The following is a 19,635-nucleotide window of genomic DNA, read 5'->3' on the forward strand; positions in this document are numbered from 1 at the left end:
AATATGCTCACTATTGAAATGCTAACTGGCCGCTCAACAGACCATTTAGTTACGCTTGGCGGGTCACATCGCTTGCAATTTAATGCAACAAAAGCGTTTCTTGCAATGCAACAAACCGCGACTAAAGCGGGCTTTAAATTACAGTCAGCAAGCGCTTTTCGTGATTTTTCACGTCAACAACTTATTTGGAATGAAAAATTTACCGGCCTGCGCCCTGTTCTTGATACTCATAGTCAACCATTAGATATCAGCCAACTTTCTGAAGGGGAACTATGTGAAGCTATTCTGCATTGGTCCGCATTACCCGGAGCCAGTCGCCATCACTGGGGCACAGAGATTGATGTTTATGACCCTTTGCGTATCCCTACAGGGCAAACATTGCAGTTAGAACCATGGGAATATGAGGCTGGGGGCTACCTTGCAGAGCTAAATGATTGGCTTACTGAAAATATGTCAACATTCGATTTTTATCGCCCGTTCACAGCAATTGATGCTGGTGTCGCATACGAACCGTGGCATATTAGTTATTGGCCTTTAGCGCATGAAGCTGAGCAATTATTAACACCTGAAGTGATTAAACAAGTGTTACAGCAAGAAGAGATCTATGGTAAAAATTGGCTAATCAACAACTTAAATTATGTATTTGAGCGTTATATTCGCCTAGATGTATAAGACTAGCTAAGACATTTCCCCCTATTATATTGCGTTTCATAGATTGGAATTCCCCGTCTATGAAACCTTCTTATTTTTCCCTGAAATTTGTTCATCAACCACTGGAAGCCTATACATAAACATTAACAACCAACATAACAGTACCAATAAGCTTATTTTTAACCAAAGGTAACTAACAACCCAAATAGAAAATGAAAATGTTAATAAGATTAAAATAATAGCCTTAGGTTTAGCCCCCTTTGGTAACCCTTTATGTTTTTGCCAATGACGAATATAACTACCGAACCACGAACGATATAGCAACCAGTGATGGAAACGCGGTGATGAGCGAGAGAAGCACCAAGCAGCTAATAATAAAAAAGGGGTTGTTGGCAAAACGGGAAGCACCACACCAGCAAAAGCCAGTACAACAGCTAACCATCCAATGGTAATGAGGAACAATTTTTTCAAAACTCCTCCTCCTTTATAAAGAATAAGAAATAAGCAGATACTAAGGTAAAATACCTTACAAAATCTGTGGTAACTCATAGTAATATCAATGATATACTGTAATGGTAAATAGGCGTAATGAAAAGTCGATTTTGCCGATTGAAATGATTATGATTACCTTTATTTTAGCGTGCTGAAGGTATTGTCCGATTTTAACGGGTATAGCTATATTTTTATCATGCCGTTTAATTTCTAATAAAGGTGATAGGAAACTCGCCTAGTCACATACCCCCGTATGTAACTAGGGTGACTGAGCGAAATCAACGCACAGACAGCTCAAAGAATGACTGTTCCATACCCATTCTAAATTATTTGAGTTGTATGAAGGCGATAAGAGAAGGCATCCCTAGGAGCATACCCCCGTATGTGACTAGGGTAACTGAGCGAAATCAACGCACAGACAGCTCAAAGAATGACTGTTCCATACCCATTCTAAATTATTTGAGTTGTATGAAGGCGATAAGAGAAGGCATCCCTAGGAGCATACACCCGTATGTGACTAGGGTGACTGAGCGAAATCAACGCACAGACAGCTCAAAGAATGACTGTACCATACCCATTCTAAATTATTTGAGTTGTATGCAGGCGATAAGAGAAGGCATCCCTAGGAGCATACACCCGTATGTGACTAGGGTAACTGAGCGAAATCAACGCACAGACAGCTCAAAGAATGACTGTTCCATACCCATTCTAAATTATTTGAGTTGTATGCAGGCGATAAGAGAAGGCATCCCTAGGAGCATACACCCGTATGTGACTAGGGTAACTGAGCGAAATCAACGCACAGACAGCTCAAAGAATGACGAATGGAAGGTGAATATGCAATGGCTAGCTGACTACTGGTGGATAATTTTACTCTTACTAGTCGGTATTATTTGGAACTCAGTAAAAGAAATGCTGAGACTTGACCCAAAAAAATACCTAGATGATAAACCTGAACTCCCTCCTCATAAAGATAATAACCACTTATGGGACGATGAGGATGACTGGCCTAATGACAAAAAGAAATAATCTTTTGTTTTATTTTGCTAAGCAAATCGGGTTGGTATTTTTTTACTTGTGTACCAACCTCTTTTCTCGCTAATTGTAGCCATTGTTTTTTCCCTGTTAATGCCATATCAGCGCAAATTTGAGTTATCGGCTCTAATGATTGCAAATGCCTACTTAACAAAGGTAGTTCATTTGAAGTTACAGTTAACAAACGCATAATGGCACTTTTACTTGCTGCTAGAGGGCGTTTAAACTCACTAAAACCGACTAGTTCTAACCAATCTTCATCCATTAACTGCTGTTGGTCACTTACTAGTAAATTAAACGCTGATAAATCCTCACGCCAGGCTACATCCCGCTGTAACAACAATTCACCTTGCTCACAAAATTGAGATGCGCGGCTAGAAATCGGTAATATTGCCATCGCAGTAAAACACCCGCTACTCGCTTCTTTATGGTCCCCTATGCGAATTAACCGAAAACCTGCTTTTTGCCAAAATGCGAGTAAATCCGGGGTTAACCCAAAACTGACTGATAAAAAATCCAAACCCTGTTGTTTCGCAATAGCCTGTTGCTTTTCTAATAATGTTAAACCAACTTGTTTTCTTCGATAATGGCTCTCAACGGCAATACGCATTACCCTACGTGATTTCCATTGAGCAACATTCGGAAAATAACTGTGTGCGGCTAATGACTGTACAACTAAATTCCCTCTAGGCCGGCGTAAACCAGCCCAAATTTGCCAGCCTAGCGCTTCAGTTAATTGCCCCTCATCTACCATCCATACAGCACCAATGAAAGTGCTTTCATGGCCGACAGCTTTTGCCGCCATAAAATGTTGTTGCTTTGCGTCCAATAAACGCCTTAAATCTAAAGGAGATGTTCGATAATGCGCACTCATCAATAAGCCATAAAAAGCGCTAAGTTGGGTATAGTTAGCCGCCAATTCCATTTGAGTTATCCCTAAATACTCAATGGCATCAACCTTCTTTTTCTGACATTCTGGTTCTTGTAACAGGAGTGCTTGGTTAAGCCATAGCTCTAAAGGGTCATTTCGAGCAAAACGCATCGGCTCATCAAGCTGAAGTGCTGTGAAATTTTGCAAACTAGCACAAAATTTCAACATAAAACCACGCCCAGTTCCCTCATAACCATCAACGGTCGTCGTCAATAAAACTCGAGGAAAGTATTCTACTAATTCACGCAAAATATAGCTTGGGATGGCTGAAGCTTCATCAATAATTAACCAATCTGCAGTAATGTTTTTTTTCTGGCGACAAAACGACAAAAGATTATCTGGGGACCAAAACGTAATTGGCTTACCTGCCCGTTGTGTTAACACTTCTGTCGCCACTTTCGCTGGAGCACAACACCAGCACTCCCCAGGCCATTGTTGTATTAGCATCCCCGCAAGGGTCGATTTCCCCCGCCCTCTAGGTGCTATTACCCCCCAAATACCACCTTGAGCATGTAATAATTGGCTAATAATTTTTTGTTGTTGTTTGGTTGGTTGACCTGTTGCTGGCAACCATTTGGTTTTATTTTCCAACAATGAAAAACTGGGGGTATTCCCCTGCTGGTAAAATAATACGGTATCCGATAAGTGAATTGTGTGTTGTAAGTGCGATACAAAATTAGGAGTGGGAATAATACCGTGTTGCTCATTCCAGCGTAGGCTATCCGCATCTTCACTGGCTGCCCATTTCGACGGCTCTTTGGTACATAAAACCAACAGACTGCCAGCCTTCAATGCCCCAGATAATATTGCCAATGCTTCACTATGTAGGCCTTTACGCGCGTCAAAAATACCGTGTAAAAACTCCCGACCTAACAACAAGTGTGCATTTTCAGGTAGAACCGCCCTCGGTAAGCTAGAGGATAGCGTTAACCAATCCCCCTTTAGTGTTTCTTGTAAGTTTATCAGTTGTTGCTCGACCCAAGCATCGTCTCCTGGAAGGAGCAAAAGACGCCGCATGCCCAGAAAACGAAGCTGTTCTACAATGGGAGATAATAGTTCAACCATAGTAATGTTATGATTTCCCAATTAATAACGACAAGATCCCAGCCGCAATTAACGGCCCTACAGGAACGCCGCGGAACAAAGCGACACCAATAACTGTCCCGACTAATAACCCTGCGACTGTAGAAGGTTGATGTGACATTAAAGTCACCCCACGGCTACCTAGCCAAGAGACGGCAATACCAATCACGATGGCAAGGATTGATTTCCAATTTAAAAATGAGCTCAGGACTTCGTTCGCTGTTATTTTGCCACTTGCGATAGGAGCCATCACCCCAATAGTGAGAATAAGAATGCCGATTGTTAACCCATATTTTTCAATCCATGGGAAATAATTATTCAATGGCGTGATCCTAACCACCAATAAAAATAACATCGCAAGAGTGACCGTCATATTATGACTTATGATCCCTAACCCAGCTAATACCAGTAGGATGATTAATGTTGGATCAACATGACTCATAGATTTATCCCTGTAGAACGCGTAATTATTATTTTACGAACAGCTAAAATGATTGGTTTCAAAACATGTTATTGGCTCATCATCAAAGAAGCAAATATATACATGCTCTATTTTGTTTTTGCTAACCTATTATTATAATGAATAATAAAACTGACTGTCTCCTTCCATCATATTAACTTAGTAATTACACTTGTATTACTTATTAATATCAATTGATGCTGTTTAATATTTTTAGCTTTATTCTAACTAAAGGCATGTATGAATACGAATATTGCCCATCTAGCATACTGAACTATCCCCAAAGCTATACCATCCGAGGATGGTTTAAACGGGAATAGTAGACATTTCCCTTAGCAATTTATCCATATTAAAGAAAACACTCGCTAGCATAAACCATGGTTATCCGTTTATCGCGCTCAGAAAAACACCGTTAAGTTTAAATCCACCTGTAAGCAATAAAACTTAAGCTAAATATTCGGGATATTCATGACTCTTTATTTTTTTATTTCTTCATTTTTCCCATATTCATCACCATAAACACCAACTTACAGTGCGTTTTACTAAAGATGCACTCAAACACCTTTGTTCCCAGACAATTGGTAATTATTGAGTATAATATCCATCAGTTATTAATATAAAAAGTCATAAACCAAGATAATTGATAATTTACTAAATTGTGTGGCACTTATTACTAGCACAATAATTAGGATTAATGATATGACCCACCCTTTACCCCTTTATTCCAACGCTCGTTTTATTGCTATCCGCTTAGTACCCGATGAAGATGTGATTTTATCCTTACGCCAACAAATTGCACATCATCGTCTGCAAGCTGCGTTTATTGCTGGGAGTGTTGGCAGCTTAACCAATGTTGCTCTACGTTTCGCTGGGCAGGATATAACGCATCATACAACAGGTAAATTTGAGATTGTCTCTTTAATCGGTACGTTGGATGCCCAAGGTGAACACCTTCATCTGGCGGTTGCTGACGAAACTGGCAAAGTGCTTGGTGGCCATATGATGCCCGGTTGCACAGTGAGAACCACATTAGAACTGGTGATTGGTGAACTTGAAAAAACCAATTTCACACGTGAACCGTGTCCTCTTTCAGGTTACGAAGAACTTATTATCACCTCTCGTTAATTTATTATTCCATCATAGCAAGGAATACGTTGTCATGAGCAAAACGTCGATTATTTCTAGTCGCACACTGACTTTAATTGTTTTTTCGATCGCGATTAATATGATTATTGGGCAATTAAGCTCTATGTTAAAACTGCCTATTTTTCTCGATTCTATTGGAACGCTAATTTGTGCGTTATTAGCAGGCCCTTGGGTCGCCTTGTTTAGTGGCTTATTAACCAATTTATTGTGGGGATTACTCAGCGGGCCTATCGCCGCAGCATTTGCCCCCGTAGCCATGATGATCGGCCTCAGTGCTGGGTTGTTAGCCCGTGCCGGCTGTTTTCGCACCTTACCTAGAGTTATTTTATCCGGGGTCATTATTACCTTTGCATTAATGCTCGTTGCTGTCCCTATTCGCACTTACTTATTTGCAGGGACGACGGGTAGTGGAGCTGATTTTTTCGTTGCCTATTTCCATGCCGTTGGAGATAACTTACTTGAATCAGTCGCGATTACCGTTCTAGGTGCCAACATCGCAGATAAAGTTATTTCCGCTATTGTTGCTTGGCTGCTGGTTCGCCAATTGCCGGAGCGAGTGCAACGCAACTACCCCAATATGGCTAAGGTAAGTTAAATGCACCCGTTTACCTCGCTGACGCTTTGGCTCTGGCTGAGTGCGAGTTCACTATTTTTGCCTTTGGGGTGGCCTTTAGCTCTGCTAGGTTGTAGTACTTTTATGGTATTACTATTATGGCAACCCGCTCGTCATCGTTGGCGTGTTGTCGCGTGGATTATGATACCCATGGCGGCAGGTCTCTGGCTTATCCATAGTGGTTGGTTAGCCCAGATACTCACAGGGGATACGTTGAAAAATAGCCGCCCAGATTTTGCCATGGCATTATGGTTTAGGTTATTAACTATTATTAGTGGCTCCCAACTTTGGTTGCAATTTGTCCCGACGGAGCGGTTTATTCGAGCCCTATTTGCTAGCAGGTTGCCCGCAAGCTTTGCCTATTTATTGGCAGGTCCACTATTACTCGTTGAACAACTACGCCAACAGTTGATAACTATCCGTGAAGCTCAAATTGCTCGCGGAGTTCCCTTAAATGGCGGGATTTGGCAGCGCATCACATCATTGCCGGCCTTATTATTTCCACTAGCCAGTAATACACTCAATGAGTTGAGTATCCGCAGTGCCGCGCTGGATATGCGTGGCTTTCGATACAGCTCTAACCGTACGACCCTTAACCCTCCCGCTGACAGTTTATGGCAAATATCCTTACGCTACGGGTTAGTCATATTTATTTTTATTGAAGGTGGTTTAGCTCTGTGGTGGTGAATTTGCAACAAATGTGCTTTATTCCACAAGGAACAGAGCAAATTTTATTAGGGCCGATAGATTTACATCTCGATCCAGGCCAGTGGCTATGTGTATACGGGGGCAATGGCAGTGGTAAAAGTACATTAGCCCAACTACTTGCGGGCTGGCATGATGATTTAATCCGTGGGAAAATTGAAGGTGTCGCCAATGTATTACAGGGAACATTGACAACAGACTCATTAATTCAAGCTTCAACTAGCCGGCAACTCATTCAACAATCCCCACATTTACAGCTATCAGGCTGTGCTTTTACCGTCGAGCAAGAAATAGCCTTTGGGCCTGAAAATTTAGGGTTAGCACCAGAAGAGATAGATAGGCGGGTTGAACAAGCAATCCGTTTAACCTTCTGTGAGCCGTTACGTACTCGGCACCCTTCAACCTTATCGGGTGGTGAAGCTCAGCGTGTCGTCTTAGCCAGCGCTTTAGCAATGCAACCGAAATTACTGCTACTCGATGAGGCATTTAGTCGGTTAACGCCTAGTGCGACACAGCATATTTTAATTCAACTCAAGCAATACACCGAACAAACTGGTTGTAGCTTAATGTTATTTGAGCGCAATTTATTACCCGCAACCCATTTTTGCAGTACTTTTTTGCTATTAAGTTCTGGTAAAGCATTTTTAGAAGCAGGAAAAATGCAAGCCGTCGGCAGCTTGAATGATATTTTTCTTGCTGCATTTGAAACTATTAATATGCCAGACGCATGGCGAGCCGTGGGAGAGCTAGTCAAACAAGGTCTTTGGGTTGGTAATATCCCCCATAATGAAAGCCAACTGGTGCAAGCATTTAAGGAGCGGTATGCTGCAACTCGATAAGCTAACTTACCGTTGGCCAAGTTCTAGTCATGATAATATTAAGAGCTTATCTGTCTCCATATACTCTGGAGAATGGGTAGCTTTAGTGGGGGATAATGGCGCGGGGAAATCAACATTATTGCGACTTTTAGCGGGTTTATTGCAACCCACCAGCGGTCATATACACCTCGACAATCAAAAGCTCAGTGCCATTACTGCACCCCATAGAGCAAACCAGATCGGTATTTTATTTCAAGAAGCTGAAAAACAAATTTTTCATAGTCGAGTCAAAGACGAAATCGCCTTTGGTTTAAAGCGGCAAAAATACGCTAAAGCTGAAATTCAAACGCGTACATTACATGCGCTAAAGACTTGCGGCCTCACTGATGTTGCAGATAAACACCCTTTAGATTTGCATGCAGGCCAACGAAGAATGGTTGCTGTTGCCTGTTTAGAGGCTATCTCTCCTAAATTATTATTACTCGATGAGCCTAGCCGTGATTTCGATGCATGTTGGATGCGCCGATTCGAGCATTGGCTAACATTGCAACGTGAAAAAGGGGTTACGGTGGTCACCATTAGCCATGACCTTGACTTTGTAGCACGCCATTTCCAGCGGACCTTACATTTATCAAATGGGGAGCTCATCGCTGATGGGCCGCCATTATCTATATTATGCCATCCTAAACTGCAAGTTGAGTCGTCTCTTCCGGCCCCAACACTGATTTCACTTAGCCAACAGTTACAACTGGAACAACTGGAACAACCTTATATCACCCCATCGTCTTGGGTAACCAATTTTCTGAACCAATCGTCCCTTAAGTAACATAACTCTTCGTCAAAATCAGCCTGAATAGCAGGCTGATCCATACCTAAAATAATGGAAAATTGATTAATCTAGCGGTACACCAATACGACGAGCAACTTCTTCATAAGCCTCAATCAAGCCGCCAAGGCTTTGACGGAAACGGTCTTTATCCATTTTATTAAGGGTTGCTTTATCCCATAAACGGCTACCATCTGGAGAGAATTCATCCCCTAGTACCACTTGGCCTTTATATAAACCAAACTCTAGTTTGAAATCGACTAAAATGAGCCCAGCATCGGCAAAAATTTTGCTCAGAACCTCATTTGCTTTGTAGCTCAGTTCACGCATTGTTGCCAGATTGTCTTTGCTAACCCAACCAAAGGTTTCACAATAAGACTCATTGACCATTGGGTCATGCTTCGCATCATCTTTTAAGAATAAGTCAAATAAAGGTGGGTTCAATACCATACCTTCTTCAACACCTAAGCGCTTAACAAGTGAACCCGCTGCGCGGTTACGAATAACACATTCAACTGGAACCATATCTAGTTTTTTGACTAGTGCTTCAGTGTCAGAAAGCAGTGCCTCCATTTGTGTTGGAATACCCGCCTCTTCTAATTTGCTCATAATAAAATGGTTAAATTTATTATTAACCATGCCTTTACGATCAAATTGTTCGATACGCTCACCATCGAGTGCTGATGTATCATTACGGAATTCCAGAACCAGCAGATCAGGATCCTCTGTGGTATAGACAGTTTTTGCCTTACCACGATACAACTCAGCTTTCTTTTGCATCTTACACACTCCAGAGATGTGATTAATCTATATAAAAAATGATATGGGAATTCTGTCATCATTCTGTCTTTACAGAAAAGATAATTAACAGAAGAAAAACCATTTAAAAATACGGTTCACTGTTAATTTTCTACTCTGTTTCAGCTAGTTATATGCCAATGTAAAAGCTTATGCTAACCCACTGATATACAATATTTTATATTTTAGCGCTAATTATGATAATAAAATTCTCAGGCGGACGCAAACGATTACTTCAGCATAAACACTGATTTTTTGTCCATTCGTTTTATGGCGTCTCATATTGGCAAGATAGCAATAATATTTAAAATGATTATCTATCTATAAACTTATGATGAGCTAACTCATCCCTTTTCCCCAATTTGAACACACCCAATTTGGCTAAAATTTCCCATAAAAAAAACCGCGACTTGTATTGCAAGCCACGGTTTTTATTTGTTTTACCAAAATGAAATATAATTATTTATTCGTTGGAACTTTACTAAACGCCGCTTTTAATGCCGCGACCATTTCATCATTTTGTTTCTGTGTTAATGCGACACCTTTAGTGGTGATAAATTGCAGCGTACTACGGTTGTTTAAGTCACCAACCTGCAATTTATAATCCGCTTCAGGGATAGATGGGTCATCAACCCCCAGAGCTTGCCATTCTGAGCTACTTAAGCCTTTGTAAGTTACCGTGACAGAGCCACTAGAGCGAGAACGGTCGCCAACTTTCATGCCTACACTTTCTAGTGCATGAGGTAACCTTTCCCAAACCGCATCAAATGGCGCACGGACAACGACTAAAGGAAGGCCTGTATCGTCACTACCTGTTTGAACATCTATGATCCCATAGGCACTTTGGATACTGTTTTTATTTGAAGTATCACGCAACGTATATAAATTATCAGTTAATTCGTTTAACAATAATTTGTTATAACGTTGAACTTCAATAGTATCAGTAATAGTTTCATCACCTTGGCGTAACCCTAAACTGGTGACTGTTAATGCCATCATGCCGTTTTCAGGTTTAACCGTAATTTTATGACGGCTTTCAATAGGCACGTTTTCGTCAGCACGATCCCACTTGACCCAATTGGTTTCAATTGAGCGAGAGCCATCATCTTTCGATGAAACTGGGATGCCTCTTTGTTCTAGGATCATGGTGACTTGTGACCAAAGAGCACTATTTTCAGGTGTATTTTCTAGCAACAAACGACTTGCTTGCGCGCTATCTTCCGTGCGTGAACCCGCTAATTGCGAAATTGTCAGTACAGGGGGACGAATATCTAAAGCTTTCCCTACTGCGCCTGTTGATGTGGCTTTAGGGATATCATACTCACCATTTGCTTCTGGTAATGTAAGCCCTTGTGGCACATTTAACACTTTCAATGGCGCAGCATTGAGGTATTCCTCATCACCGCTGACCTGACGTTTATAGCGCTGATCGCTGGAGCAGGCTGCCAGTAACACGACAAGTGACAGGCCAGCAACCTTCATAACCTTCGATTTTTGCAATAATGTTGCCATTAAAATTCCCTAAATTTTACAGTAACCCAGCGAGTTTCAAGGCTTCTTCCACTTTTTGCTGGCCTGAGCTGGTTAGCGGTGTCATAGGTAACCGCAATGTACCATCTGTAATCAAGCCTAAGCGATGACAGCCCCATTTCGCTGGAATTGGATTTGGTTCAACAAACAACTGAAGATGTAACCCCATCAGTTTTTTGTTTAATTCGCGCGCTTCAGTATATTTGCCTGCAAGCGCTAAGTCACACATTTTTACCATCTGCGGTGCAGCAACGTTAGAAGTTACTGAAATAACGCCCTTTCCACCGAGTTGCATGAAATCGAGTGCTGTCGCGTCATCACCGGTTAACAGTACAAAATCATCATCAACCAGTTCTTTGATTTGATGAACCCTAGCTAAGTTCCCTGTCGCTTCTTTAATTGCGACAATATTCGCCAATTTCGCTAAACGCCCTACGGTTTCAGGTAACATATCGCAGCCTGTCCGTGATGGTACATTATAAAGAATCTGTGGCAAGCTAGTGTTCTCTGAAATTGCTTTAAAATGTTGATATAGCCCTTCCTGAGAAGGCCTATTATAATAAGGTGTTACCGTCAGGCAAGCAACTACCCCACTATTTTCAAATTCATTGGTTAAAGAGATAGCTTCCGCTGTCGCATTTGCACCTGCACCAGCAATAATTGGGATACGCCCATCAGCAAGCTCTAAGGTGGCTTTCACTACATCCACATGTTCTTTGTGAGTTAAGGTTGCTGATTCGCCTGTTGTACCAACAGAAACAATGGCAGATGTTCCGCTTTCAACATGGTAATCCACCAGTTTTTTCAGACTGGCTTTATCTAAACGCCCCGCTGAGTCCATCGGTGTTATAACTGCAACAATGCTTCCCATTAAAAAATCTTTATAATTTGCGTTTCCATTAGCCATGACGATACCCCCTTAATAATTGAACCCCCATGTTACTTTTTCATTTCCAAGAAGAAAACCACCCAACAGCAAGATTTTAATGAATTTTGTTAATGCCAGAGACATTAACTTAAATAGAAGTAATAATTCGCTGATATTTCTCGCAAGAGTGTGTGCTTTCTCTTGGCAGATGCCATTTTTTATGGTTTCCTTACCTGCATCTGGCGTCAGTTTTATGACAACTGTATTTACTGCTATATTCTAATTAAGTGTTTAACTGACATAATCAAAAACATTAAGGGACAGACTTTGCCTAAGACTGAACAGCAATTTCTTGTGATTACTGCGCTGGGAACAGATCGTCCGGGCATTGTGAACACGATTACTCGCCTCGTTAGTGAGTGTGACTGTAATATTGAAGATAGTCGTTTAGCGATGTTTGGCAAGGAGTTTACGTTTATTATGATGTTATCCGGCAGTTGGAATGCCATCACTCTATTAGAGGCGACATTGCCTCCTAAAGGGGCGGAACTTGACTTGCTGATTGTCATGAAAAGAACTCAAAGTGTTCAAACAACCTATTACCCATCGACAGTAACGGTGAACGTGGTTGTCGACGATGCACCACGGATTGTCGAGCAATTCACAAATTTATTCACAACTTCGCAATGTAATATTGCAGAGCTTGTTTCTAAGACTCAACCAGCCAATAATGATATGCCCGCTCAACTGGAAATTCAGATTACTGCACACGACCCGTTGGACGATAACGGCATAATTATAAAAAACAAATTTCAACAACTATGTACAATGCTAAATGCTAAAGGCAACATAAGCATTATCAACAACCCCAATATGCAGAGTTAACGGAGATATATGTAATGAACCCATTGAAAGCCGGTGATAAGGCGCCTCAATTTAGCCTTCCTGACCAAGATGGTGAGATCATCAATCTTTCTGATTATCAGGGTCAGCGCGTATTAGTTTACTTTTATCCTAAAGCGATGACTCCAGGTTGTACCGTTCAAGCGTGTGGTTTGCGTGATGAAATGGACACACTAAAAGCGAAAGGTGTCGAGGTTTTAGGGATTAGCACAGACAAACCAGAGAAACTTTCTCGTTTCGTTGAAAAAGAAATGTTGAACTTCACTTTATTATCAGACGAAGAGCACCAAGTATGTGAGCAATTTGGGGTTTGGGGTGAAAAACAATTTATGGGGAAAACCTATGATGGTATTCATCGTATCAGTTTCCTCATTGACCCAACAGGGAAAATAGAACACGTATTTGACAATTTCAAAACCAGCAATCACCACGAAATCGTCCTCGAATACATTACCGCGAACGCTTAATTTTTAGTCTTTATATAGTGCTGTATGGGCCATACAGCACTATTTTCTAAACTTATTTTACTAATTCGTTGGTGTCTTCAGGCCACACATGAATAACCGCTTTAATAAGCGTTGCCAGTGGGATTGCAAAAAATACCCCCCACACTCCCCATAAACCACCAAAAACGACAACAGATAAAATAATCACTAGTGGATGTAGATTGACGGCTTCTGAAAACAACAAAGGCACCACAACATTGCTATCCAGCCCTTGGATCACTAAATAAGCCAGCATCAAGTACCAAAACTCACTACCAATACCAAATTGAAATAACCCAACAATAACGACAGGAATTGTTGCTGCTACCGCACCAATATACGGGATCAAAACAGCAACCCCTACCAACACTGATAATAATACTGAGTACCGCAGGTCAAAATACGCAAAACATAAATAAGTGACGACACCCACAATCACCATTTCTGTTACCTTGCCACGTAGATAGTTGGTAATTTGCTCGTTCATTTCTACCCAGACTTTACCTACTAATAAACGGTTTTTAGGTAATAGCTTTAAAAAACTTTGGCTAATACGTTCTTTATCTTTTAATAGGAAAAATGTCATCAGTGGAACTAAAACCAAATAAACAGCTAAAGTAAAAATGCCAATTAGTGATGCCACAGACGCTTTTACGACAGAGTCTGCAATACCTGACATGCGACTGCGTAAATTATCAGCCATCATATCAATAATGCCAACATCAACCAATGCAGGGTATTGCTCAGGGAGTTTCTGTGCAAATTCATTGAAACGGTTAACCATATTCGGTAGATCGGCCATCAAATTAATACCTTGCTGCCAAGCTGTCGGCGCAATAATTAAAATCACCATGGCACTTATTCCCGCAAATAGGGTCAAAATGATACTCACAGCAAAAGAGCGTGATAACCCCGCACGTTGTAGTAAATGCGTCGGCCACTCGAGTAAATAAGCTAAAGCAATTGCTGCCAATAACGGAGCTAGTATACTGCTGAAAAAGAAGATGATCACAAAACCAGAAACCAGTAGTGTAAAAAGTGCAACGGCTTGTGGGTCAGCAAAACGCCGACGATACCACTGTAAAAACAATTCCAGCATTTGTAGCTCCTGGGGAAATAACACAAAGGACAGTTCTTAAATTATCGAAAATTATACCGAAGAACAGATTTAACGATAGCTTTTGCTATCATATGTTTTAAACTTTTCGAGTTATTTGCTGCCTTACCCTATATACACTCGAAATAAAGTCGGTACTTACCCTAAATTTTAAATGTTGTATGGGATACTCACGTTTCATGAAGAAAAAATTCAAACACCCATTATTGGCTTTCATGATCGCCGCACTGATGAACGGTGCAGTTTTACCTGCTTATAGTGCCATAGAAGACACCTTACCTGATATTGGAACCACAGCTGGGGGCACACTGAGCATCAACCAAGAAATTATTATGGGTGATGCTATTACACGCCAAATCCGTGCTAGTACACCACTCATTTACGACCCATTGTTGACTCAATATGTTAACAAACTTGGTATGCGGTTAGTAAAGAATGCCGATTCAGTTAAAACACCGTTTAAGTTTTATCTCGTTAATAACCCTAATATTAATGCTTACGCCTATTTTGGCGGTAATGTCGTATTACACTCCGCGCTATTTCGTTACAGCCAAAATGAGAGCCAACTCGCTTCGGTGATGGCCCACGAAATTTCACACGTCACCCAACGGCATCTTGCCAGGATGATGGAGGATCAAAAAAGTACCACCCCTCTTGCGATTGCGGGGACGATTGGTTCTTTATTATTAGTGATGGCAAATCCGCAAGCAGGTTTTGCCGCACTGACAAGCACGATGGCCGGTGTGCAACAAGGCATGATCAGCTTTACACAAGCGAATGAACAAGAAGCTGACCGTATTGGTTTACAAACACTAAGGCGTTCTGGTTTTGACCCCCATGCAATGGCTGATTTTATGCAAACGATGTCAGACCAAACACGCTATATGTCTAAACCCCCTGAAATTTTGCTAACGCACCCCTTACCAGATAGCCGCTTAGCGGATGCTCGAAACCGTTCAAATCAATACGCTAAAGTCAGCGTGCCATCTTCACTGGATTTTATGTTAGCCAGAGTCCGTATATTGGCAATGTATAGTTCAGACCAAAAACATGCATTAGACCAGATTATTGAAAATTATGGGAAAGGCTCTGCACAAGAACAAATAGCCGCGCAGTATGGTAAAGCCTTGATTCTGTCGCAAGATAAAAAATACGCAGATGCAGGTAAAATCATGGCTGAATTATTAGCTAAACAGCCTGATAACCCTTGGTTTATCGATACCATGACGGATATTGATATTGAGCAAAAGCGTGTATCAAAAGCCGTTACGCGCTTGCAAAATGCCTTGAAGAAATCCCCTCAAAATACGGTGTTTATTGTTAATCTTGCGAATGCATTAATTAATGACCATCAATATAAAGAAGCCAGAACATTGCTGAATAAATACACTTTCGATTATCCAGATGACCCCATCGGTTGGGATCTACTGGCAGAGGCGTCTGCTAAACAAGGTAACCGTACTGAAGAGTTAGCAGCTTATGCTGAAGGTATGGCACTGCGCGGAAATTATGATACTGCGATTAATTATCTCACTGATGCTAGCCGTAAGAGCAAATTAGGCAGTTATGAACAACAGCGCTATGATGCGCGAATCGATGCACTGATAAAACTGCAATTACGTGATAAAAATGCAAAACCGTAAGGAGTTAATATAATGACGGATTCGATTAAGATTTACCACAACCCTCGTTGCTCTAAAAGCCGTGAAACCTTAGCCCTGTTAGAGCAAAAAGGCATTGTTCCCACTGTGGTTGAATACTTAAAAACACCCCCAACAACGGGTGAAATCAAAAAACTGCTCAAGATGTTAGGGTTTAAAGATGCTCGTCAGTTAATGCGCACCAAAGAAGATTTATATAAAGAATTGAATTTAAGTGATGACGGCTTAACACAGGATCAACTAATTAAAGCGATGCATGAAAACCCGAAGCTGATTGAGCGCCCTATTGTGGTTAACGGCGATAAAGCACGTTTAGGCCGGCCACCTGAGCAGGTACTTGAAATTTTATAAAAACTGTTTGGTGATAAAAGTCGTACTCAATATATTATTGAGTTTGACTTAAGTTACTTCTTCTCTTCCAAACATTGTTTAAAAGGCGATATGCATGAGTCTATCGCCTTTAGTTTTATATATTGATTTAATCAATAATATTGACTAGAGCTTTAAGATATCTTTGACAAATGGAATGGTGAGTTTTCGCTGTGCAACAATCGAGGCATGGTCAAGTTTATTGAGAATATCGAACAATGTCCCCATTTTTCTATCAAGACGTTTTAACACAAACCGGCAGACGTCTTCAGGAAGCTCAAAACCACGGATACGTGCACGTAATTGAAGAGCCCATATTTTATCTTCATCGCTAAGTGGATGCAGCTTGTAGATTTGCCCCCAATCAAGGCGAGAGGCCAAATCCGGTAATTTCAACTCAATCTGCCGTGGGGGTCTATCACCCGTAATTAACAGGCAAGTACGGCCAATTTCTAAAATACGGTTATATAAATTGAAAATAGCCATTTCCCATTCTTCATCACCCGCTATACATTGGATGTTATCGATACAAACCAATGATAAATGTTCCATGCCATCTAATACTTCAGGAACAAAATATGCACGTTTATCGAGTGGTACATAGCCTACAGCAACACCCTGTTCAGAAAGCTCAGCACATGCAGCATGCAATAAATGGCTTTTCCCACCACCTTCACGCGACCAATAATAGATATAGCTACCATGTGGTTGAATAATTGCAGACTGAATAGCAGACAACAACGCCCCATTCTCCCCAGCATAAAAGCTAGCAAAGGTTTCATCATCTGGAAGATATAGTGGTAATGAAAGCTGTGATGGTGTGTTCAGAAGCGCCTCTGGCTGTACAAATCAATTTTCATCTCCCAGTTTACCATAAAAAACGAGGAGAGATGAATAAGAACGGTTTCCAATTGCCGCCCAATATTTTGAGCGGCGTATTGAAAACAATGTGAATTATTTTTTATGACTATTAAGCTCTTGCACTTCTGATGTCACAAACTGTTTCTCAGGCCGGACAAAGGTAATAAAGCGGAATAACAATGCCATACAAATACCAACAATCGTAGCCAGTGCCATACCTTTAAGTTCTGCTTGACCAATATGGATCACCGCCCCACTGACACCAATAATTAAAATCACTGACGTCAAAATCAAGTTTTGCGGTTTGTTGTAATCCACTTTCGAATCAATTAAAACACGGATACCCGATGCACCAATTACCCCGTATAATAAGAGTGATACCCCACCCATCACCGGTACCGGCACTAATTGGATCGCCGCAGCTAACTTACCAATGCAAGAAAGTAATATCGCTATTACCGCTGCACCACCAATAACCCAAGTACTGTATACCTTAGTAATGGCCATAACACCGATATTTTCGCCATATGTCGTATTCGGCGTGGAACCAAAAAAACCAGAAATTACAGTAGAAAAACCGTTTGCAAACATAGAACGATGTAAGCCCGGTGTTTTCATCAAATCCCGTTCAACAATATTTGCAGTCACAACTAGGTGGCCAACATGTTCTGCAATTACCACTAATGCAGCAGGCAAAATGGTTAAGATAGCAAACCATTCAAAGCGTGGCGTATAAAAAGTTGGAATTGCAAACCAAGGTGCTTCGATTACGGGTGTAAAATCGACAATGCCCATAAAGTAAGAAAGTGCATAACCAACTAAAAAACCAATTAGAATCGGAATGATAGATAAAAAACCACGAAAAACAACCGCACAAAGGATAGTTACAGATAATGTCGTCAGGGAAATGATTAGTGTATTGCTATCGACTGTGGCGCCATCTTTAGGCAATAAGCCAGCCATACTTGCTGCTGTTTGAGCTAATTCTAAACCGATAACGGCAACAATCGCCCCCATAGCCGCGGGTGGGAACATCACGTTAATCCACCCCCTTCCCGCAACTTTAACAATCAATGCAACAAGACAAAACAATACACCACAAATAATAAAGCCACCCAGTGCCAATTCATAACCGAGTGGCAATAAAATCAATACCGGCGAAATAAAAGCAAAACTAGACCCTAAATAAGCAGGAATTTGCCCTTTACAGATAAATAAATACAACAGGGTGCCTATCCCGTTAAACAATAATATTGTGGCTGGGTTTACGCCAAACAGAATCGGTACGACAACGGTTGCGCCAAACATAGCAAATAAATGCTGGAAGCTCAGTGGTATGGTTTGGAGTAATGGCGGTCTTTCTTCAACACTGATGGTGCGACGTGTCATTTTATTTTATCCCCTTTTAGCAATTTTTTACTGAATTGGCTTATCACTTTAAATACAGTGGTTCTCTACGAATAAATCAAAAAAAAGCCGACTTCTCAGTCGGCTTATCATTATTTTGTACCAAATATCTTATCACCCGCGTCACCCAGACCCGGAACGATATAACCATCTTCATTAAGACGCTCATCTATGGAAGCGGTATATAATTCAACATCAGGATGTACGGCTTCTAAAGCTTTAATACCTTCAGGAGCAGCCACAAGCACAAGTATCTTAATTGACGTACAACCTGCATTTTTTAACAAGTCGATAGTCGCAATCATTGAACCACCCGTTGCTAGCATTGGGTCAACAACGAGTGCCATACGCTCTTCAATGTTGGAGGCGAGTTTTTGAAAATAGGGAACTGGTTGTAGTGTTTCTTCATCACGATAAACACCAACCACACTGATACGTGCACTTGGAATACTGTCTAACACACCATTCATCATACCAATACCTGCACGGAGAATTGGTACTACAGTGATTTTCTTACCTTTAATTTGTTCTATTTCTACAGGACCACACCAACCATCGATAGTCACTTTTTCAGTTTCAAGGTCAGCGGTTGCTTCATAAGTCAGTAGGCTACCAACCTCTGAGGCCAGTTCACGAAAGCGTTTAGTGCTTATATCATGATCTCGCATCAGGCCGAGTTTATGTTTAACGAGAGGGTGGTTTACCTCAACGATCTTCATGGTTTTCTCCTACTATTTAAGACGTCGGCGGACAAAAAAATCGCCGGATTATACCTCTTTTAGCTACGATTGCCACTAGATTACCCTTGATTTTGGTCAAAACAACAACAATTAGCCCCATTTTTTTCATATTATAGCTTATCTCAGCTAAGTTGAT

The 19,635-nt window shown here is 41.1% G+C and carries 21 protein-coding genes; 11 read left to right on the forward strand and 10 right to left on the reverse strand.

The genetic code is table 11. The features are described 5' to 3' along the window. The first annotated feature begins 3 nt into the window (after positions 1–3). Entirely contained in the window at positions 4–672 is a 669-nt protein-coding gene (locus ACHB7C_RS04425; protein ID WP_042844315.1) for a M15 family metallopeptidase, read from the forward strand. Positions 673–729: 57 nt separating this feature from the next. Here the strand turns inward: ACHB7C_RS04425 and ACHB7C_RS04430 are convergent, their stop codons facing one another. After that, entirely contained in the window at positions 730–1,122 is a 393-nt protein-coding gene (locus ACHB7C_RS04430) for a DUF454 family protein (protein WP_094301207.1), read from the reverse strand. Positions 1,123–1,980: 858 nt separating this feature from the next. On the opposite strand from ACHB7C_RS04430, the gene ACHB7C_RS04435 reads away from it, so the two are divergent. Further along, a complete protein-coding gene (locus ACHB7C_RS04435; protein ID WP_042843559.1) occupies positions 1,981–2,172 on the forward strand; it encodes a YpfN family protein in 192 nt (63 codons plus the stop codon). On the opposite strand, the gene ACHB7C_RS04440 is transcribed toward ACHB7C_RS04435, so the two are convergent. After that, the gene (locus ACHB7C_RS04440; protein WP_395346509.1) at positions 2,153–4,174 is read right to left on the reverse strand and encodes a tRNA(Met) cytidine acetyltransferase TmcA; all 2,022 of its coding nucleotides are present in this window, start codon (positions 4,172–4,174) and stop codon (positions 2,153–2,155) included. The genes ACHB7C_RS04435 and ACHB7C_RS04440 overlap by 20 nt on opposite strands. A gap of 7 nt (positions 4,175–4,181) precedes the next feature. Beyond that, positions 4,182–4,634, reverse strand: a complete 453-nt coding sequence (locus ACHB7C_RS04445; RefSeq protein WP_004911348.1) for a DUF441 domain-containing protein — start codon at positions 4,632–4,634, stop codon at positions 4,182–4,184. 717 nt (positions 4,635–5,351) lie between these two features. Between ACHB7C_RS04445 and ACHB7C_RS04450 the strand changes: the two genes are divergently transcribed. The 5 genes from ACHB7C_RS04450 to ACHB7C_RS04470 are packed head-to-tail and all read left to right on the forward strand — an operon-like array spanning position 5,352 to position 8,760. Continuing rightward, positions 5,352–5,777 carry a PPC domain-containing DNA-binding protein gene (locus tag ACHB7C_RS04450; RefSeq protein ID WP_042843555.1) on the forward strand — a complete coding sequence of 142 codons (426 nt, stop codon included), beginning with the start codon at positions 5,352–5,354 and terminating at the stop codon, positions 5,775–5,777. Positions 5,778–5,811: 34 nt separating this feature from the next. Then, the gene (locus tag ACHB7C_RS04455; protein ID WP_042843553.1) at positions 5,812–6,393 is read left to right on the forward strand and encodes a membrane protein; all 582 of its coding nucleotides are present in this window, start codon (positions 5,812–5,814) and stop codon (positions 6,391–6,393) included. Then, complete coding sequence (locus ACHB7C_RS04460) at positions 6,394–7,098, forward strand: energy-coupling factor transporter transmembrane component T (RefSeq protein WP_129465979.1); 705 nt, start codon at positions 6,394–6,396, stop codon at positions 7,096–7,098. Beyond that, a complete protein-coding gene (locus ACHB7C_RS04465; RefSeq protein ID WP_395346512.1) occupies positions 7,089–7,955 on the forward strand; it encodes an energy-coupling factor ABC transporter ATP-binding protein in 867 nt (288 codons plus the stop codon). The genes ACHB7C_RS04460 and ACHB7C_RS04465 overlap by 10 nt, the downstream gene beginning before the upstream one ends. Next, on the forward strand, positions 7,939–8,760 hold the full coding sequence (locus ACHB7C_RS04470; protein WP_166696688.1) for an energy-coupling factor ABC transporter ATP-binding protein: 822 nt from the start codon (positions 7,939–7,941) through the stop codon (positions 8,758–8,760). The genes ACHB7C_RS04465 and ACHB7C_RS04470 overlap by 17 nt, the downstream gene beginning before the upstream one ends. A gap of 66 nt (positions 8,761–8,826) precedes the next feature. Here ACHB7C_RS04470 and purC read toward each other — a convergent pair whose 3' ends face one another. The 3 genes from purC to dapA form a co-directional block, all read right to left on the reverse strand. After that, positions 8,827–9,540, reverse strand: a complete 714-nt coding sequence (gene purC, locus ACHB7C_RS04475) for a phosphoribosylaminoimidazolesuccinocarboxamide synthase (RefSeq protein ID WP_042843549.1) — start codon at positions 9,538–9,540, stop codon at positions 8,827–8,829. A 477-nt stretch (positions 9,541–10,017) separates the two neighbouring features. Next, positions 10,018–11,070: an outer membrane protein assembly factor BamC gene (gene bamC, locus ACHB7C_RS04480; protein ID WP_042843547.1), complete on the reverse strand. Its 1,053-nt coding sequence runs from the start codon at positions 11,068–11,070 to the stop codon at positions 10,018–10,020. Positions 11,071–11,086: 16 nt separating this feature from the next. Beyond that, complete coding sequence (gene dapA, locus ACHB7C_RS04485) at positions 11,087–11,959, reverse strand: 4-hydroxy-tetrahydrodipicolinate synthase (protein WP_042844313.1); 873 nt, start codon at positions 11,957–11,959, stop codon at positions 11,087–11,089. A 324-nt stretch (positions 11,960–12,283) separates the two neighbouring features. Between dapA and ACHB7C_RS04490 the strand changes: the two genes are divergently transcribed. Then, complete coding sequence (locus ACHB7C_RS04490) at positions 12,284–12,841, forward strand: glycine cleavage system transcriptional repressor (RefSeq protein WP_042843546.1); 558 nt, start codon at positions 12,284–12,286, stop codon at positions 12,839–12,841. 14 nt (positions 12,842–12,855) lie between these two features. After that, a complete protein-coding gene (gene bcp / locus ACHB7C_RS04495; protein WP_042843545.1) occupies positions 12,856–13,326 on the forward strand; it encodes a thioredoxin-dependent thiol peroxidase in 471 nt (156 codons plus the stop codon). 52 nt (positions 13,327–13,378) lie between these two features. Here bcp and ACHB7C_RS04500 read toward each other — a convergent pair whose 3' ends face one another. Continuing rightward, positions 13,379–14,443 (reverse strand): AI-2E family transporter, encoded by a 1,065-nt coding sequence (locus ACHB7C_RS04500; protein WP_042843543.1) that lies wholly within the window; start codon positions 14,441–14,443, stop codon positions 13,379–13,381. A 197-nt stretch (positions 14,444–14,640) separates the two neighbouring features. Between ACHB7C_RS04500 and ACHB7C_RS04505 the strand changes: the two genes are divergently transcribed. Continuing rightward, on the forward strand, positions 14,641–16,104 hold the full coding sequence (locus ACHB7C_RS04505) for a M48 family metallopeptidase (RefSeq protein WP_042843542.1): 1,464 nt from the start codon (positions 14,641–14,643) through the stop codon (positions 16,102–16,104). Positions 16,105–16,116: 12 nt separating this feature from the next. After that, positions 16,117–16,473, forward strand: a complete 357-nt coding sequence (gene arsC, locus ACHB7C_RS04510) for an arsenate reductase (glutaredoxin) (RefSeq protein WP_048607347.1) — start codon at positions 16,117–16,119, stop codon at positions 16,471–16,473. Between the two features lie 144 nt (positions 16,474–16,617). Here arsC and hda read toward each other — a convergent pair whose 3' ends face one another. The 3 genes from hda to upp all read right to left on the reverse strand — a co-directional run bounded on the left by hda (position 16,618) and on the right by upp (position 19,478). After that, the gene (hda, locus tag ACHB7C_RS04515; RefSeq protein WP_042843540.1) at positions 16,618–17,319 is read right to left on the reverse strand and encodes a DnaA inactivator Hda; all 702 of its coding nucleotides are present in this window, start codon (positions 17,317–17,319) and stop codon (positions 16,618–16,620) included. A gap of 126 nt (positions 17,320–17,445) precedes the next feature. Beyond that, on the reverse strand, positions 17,446–18,741 hold the full coding sequence (gene uraA, locus ACHB7C_RS04520) for a uracil permease (RefSeq protein WP_042843539.1): 1,296 nt from the start codon (positions 18,739–18,741) through the stop codon (positions 17,446–17,448). Between the two features lie 110 nt (positions 18,742–18,851). Next, positions 18,852–19,478: a uracil phosphoribosyltransferase gene (upp, locus tag ACHB7C_RS04525; protein ID WP_042843538.1), complete on the reverse strand. Its 627-nt coding sequence runs from the start codon at positions 19,476–19,478 to the stop codon at positions 18,852–18,854. Positions 19,479–19,635 lie beyond the last annotated feature (157 nt).

The sequence above is a fragment of the Providencia sp. 2024EL-00732 genome (assembly GCF_044006275.1).
Taxonomy (GTDB): domain Bacteria; phylum Pseudomonadota; class Gammaproteobacteria; order Enterobacterales; family Enterobacteriaceae; genus Providencia; species Providencia huashanensis.

Bases quoted from the DNA above. Each gene is read 5' to 3' on its own strand.
- ACHB7C_RS04460 (WP_129465979.1), top strand. From the start codon at position 6,394: ATGCACCCGTTTACCTCGCTGACGCTTTGGCTCTGGCTGAGTGCGAGT.
- ACHB7C_RS04505 (WP_042843542.1), top strand. From the start codon at position 14,641: ATGAAGAAAAAATTCAAACACCCATTATTGGCTTTCATGATCGCCGCA.
- dapA (WP_042844313.1), bottom strand. From the start codon at position 11,959: ATGGGAAGCATTGTTGCAGTTATAACACCGATGGACTCAGCGGGGCGT.
- bamC (WP_042843547.1), bottom strand. From the start codon at position 11,070: ATGGCAACATTATTGCAAAAATCGAAGGTTATGAAGGTTGCTGGCCTG.
- ACHB7C_RS04445 (WP_004911348.1), bottom strand. From the start codon at position 4,634: ATGAGTCATGTTGATCCAACATTAATCATCCTACTGGTATTAGCTGGG.
- ACHB7C_RS04440 (WP_395346509.1), bottom strand. From the start codon at position 4,174: ATGGTTGAACTATTATCTCCCATTGTAGAACAGCTTCGTTTTCTGGGC.
- ACHB7C_RS04450 (WP_042843555.1), top strand. From the start codon at position 5,352: ATGACCCACCCTTTACCCCTTTATTCCAACGCTCGTTTTATTGCTATC.
- bcp (WP_042843545.1), top strand. From the start codon at position 12,856: ATGAACCCATTGAAAGCCGGTGATAAGGCGCCTCAATTTAGCCTTCCT.
- ACHB7C_RS04435 (WP_042843559.1), top strand. From the start codon at position 1,981: ATGCAATGGCTAGCTGACTACTGGTGGATAATTTTACTCTTACTAGTC.
- purC (WP_042843549.1), bottom strand. From the start codon at position 9,540: ATGCAAAAGAAAGCTGAGTTGTATCGTGGTAAGGCAAAAACTGTCTAT.
- ACHB7C_RS04425 (WP_042844315.1), top strand. From the start codon at position 4: ATGCTCACTATTGAAATGCTAACTGGCCGCTCAACAGACCATTTAGTT.
- ACHB7C_RS04500 (WP_042843543.1), bottom strand. From the start codon at position 14,443: ATGCTGGAATTGTTTTTACAGTGGTATCGTCGGCGTTTTGCTGACCCA.
- upp (WP_042843538.1), bottom strand. From the start codon at position 19,478: ATGAAGATCGTTGAGGTAAACCACCCTCTCGTTAAACATAAACTCGGC.
- uraA (WP_042843539.1), bottom strand. From the start codon at position 18,741: ATGACACGTCGCACCATCAGTGTTGAAGAAAGACCGCCATTACTCCAA.
- ACHB7C_RS04455 (WP_042843553.1), top strand. From the start codon at position 5,812: ATGAGCAAAACGTCGATTATTTCTAGTCGCACACTGACTTTAATTGTT.
- ACHB7C_RS04470 (WP_166696688.1), top strand. From the start codon at position 7,939: ATGCTGCAACTCGATAAGCTAACTTACCGTTGGCCAAGTTCTAGTCAT.
- arsC (WP_048607347.1), top strand. From the start codon at position 16,117: ATGACGGATTCGATTAAGATTTACCACAACCCTCGTTGCTCTAAAAGC.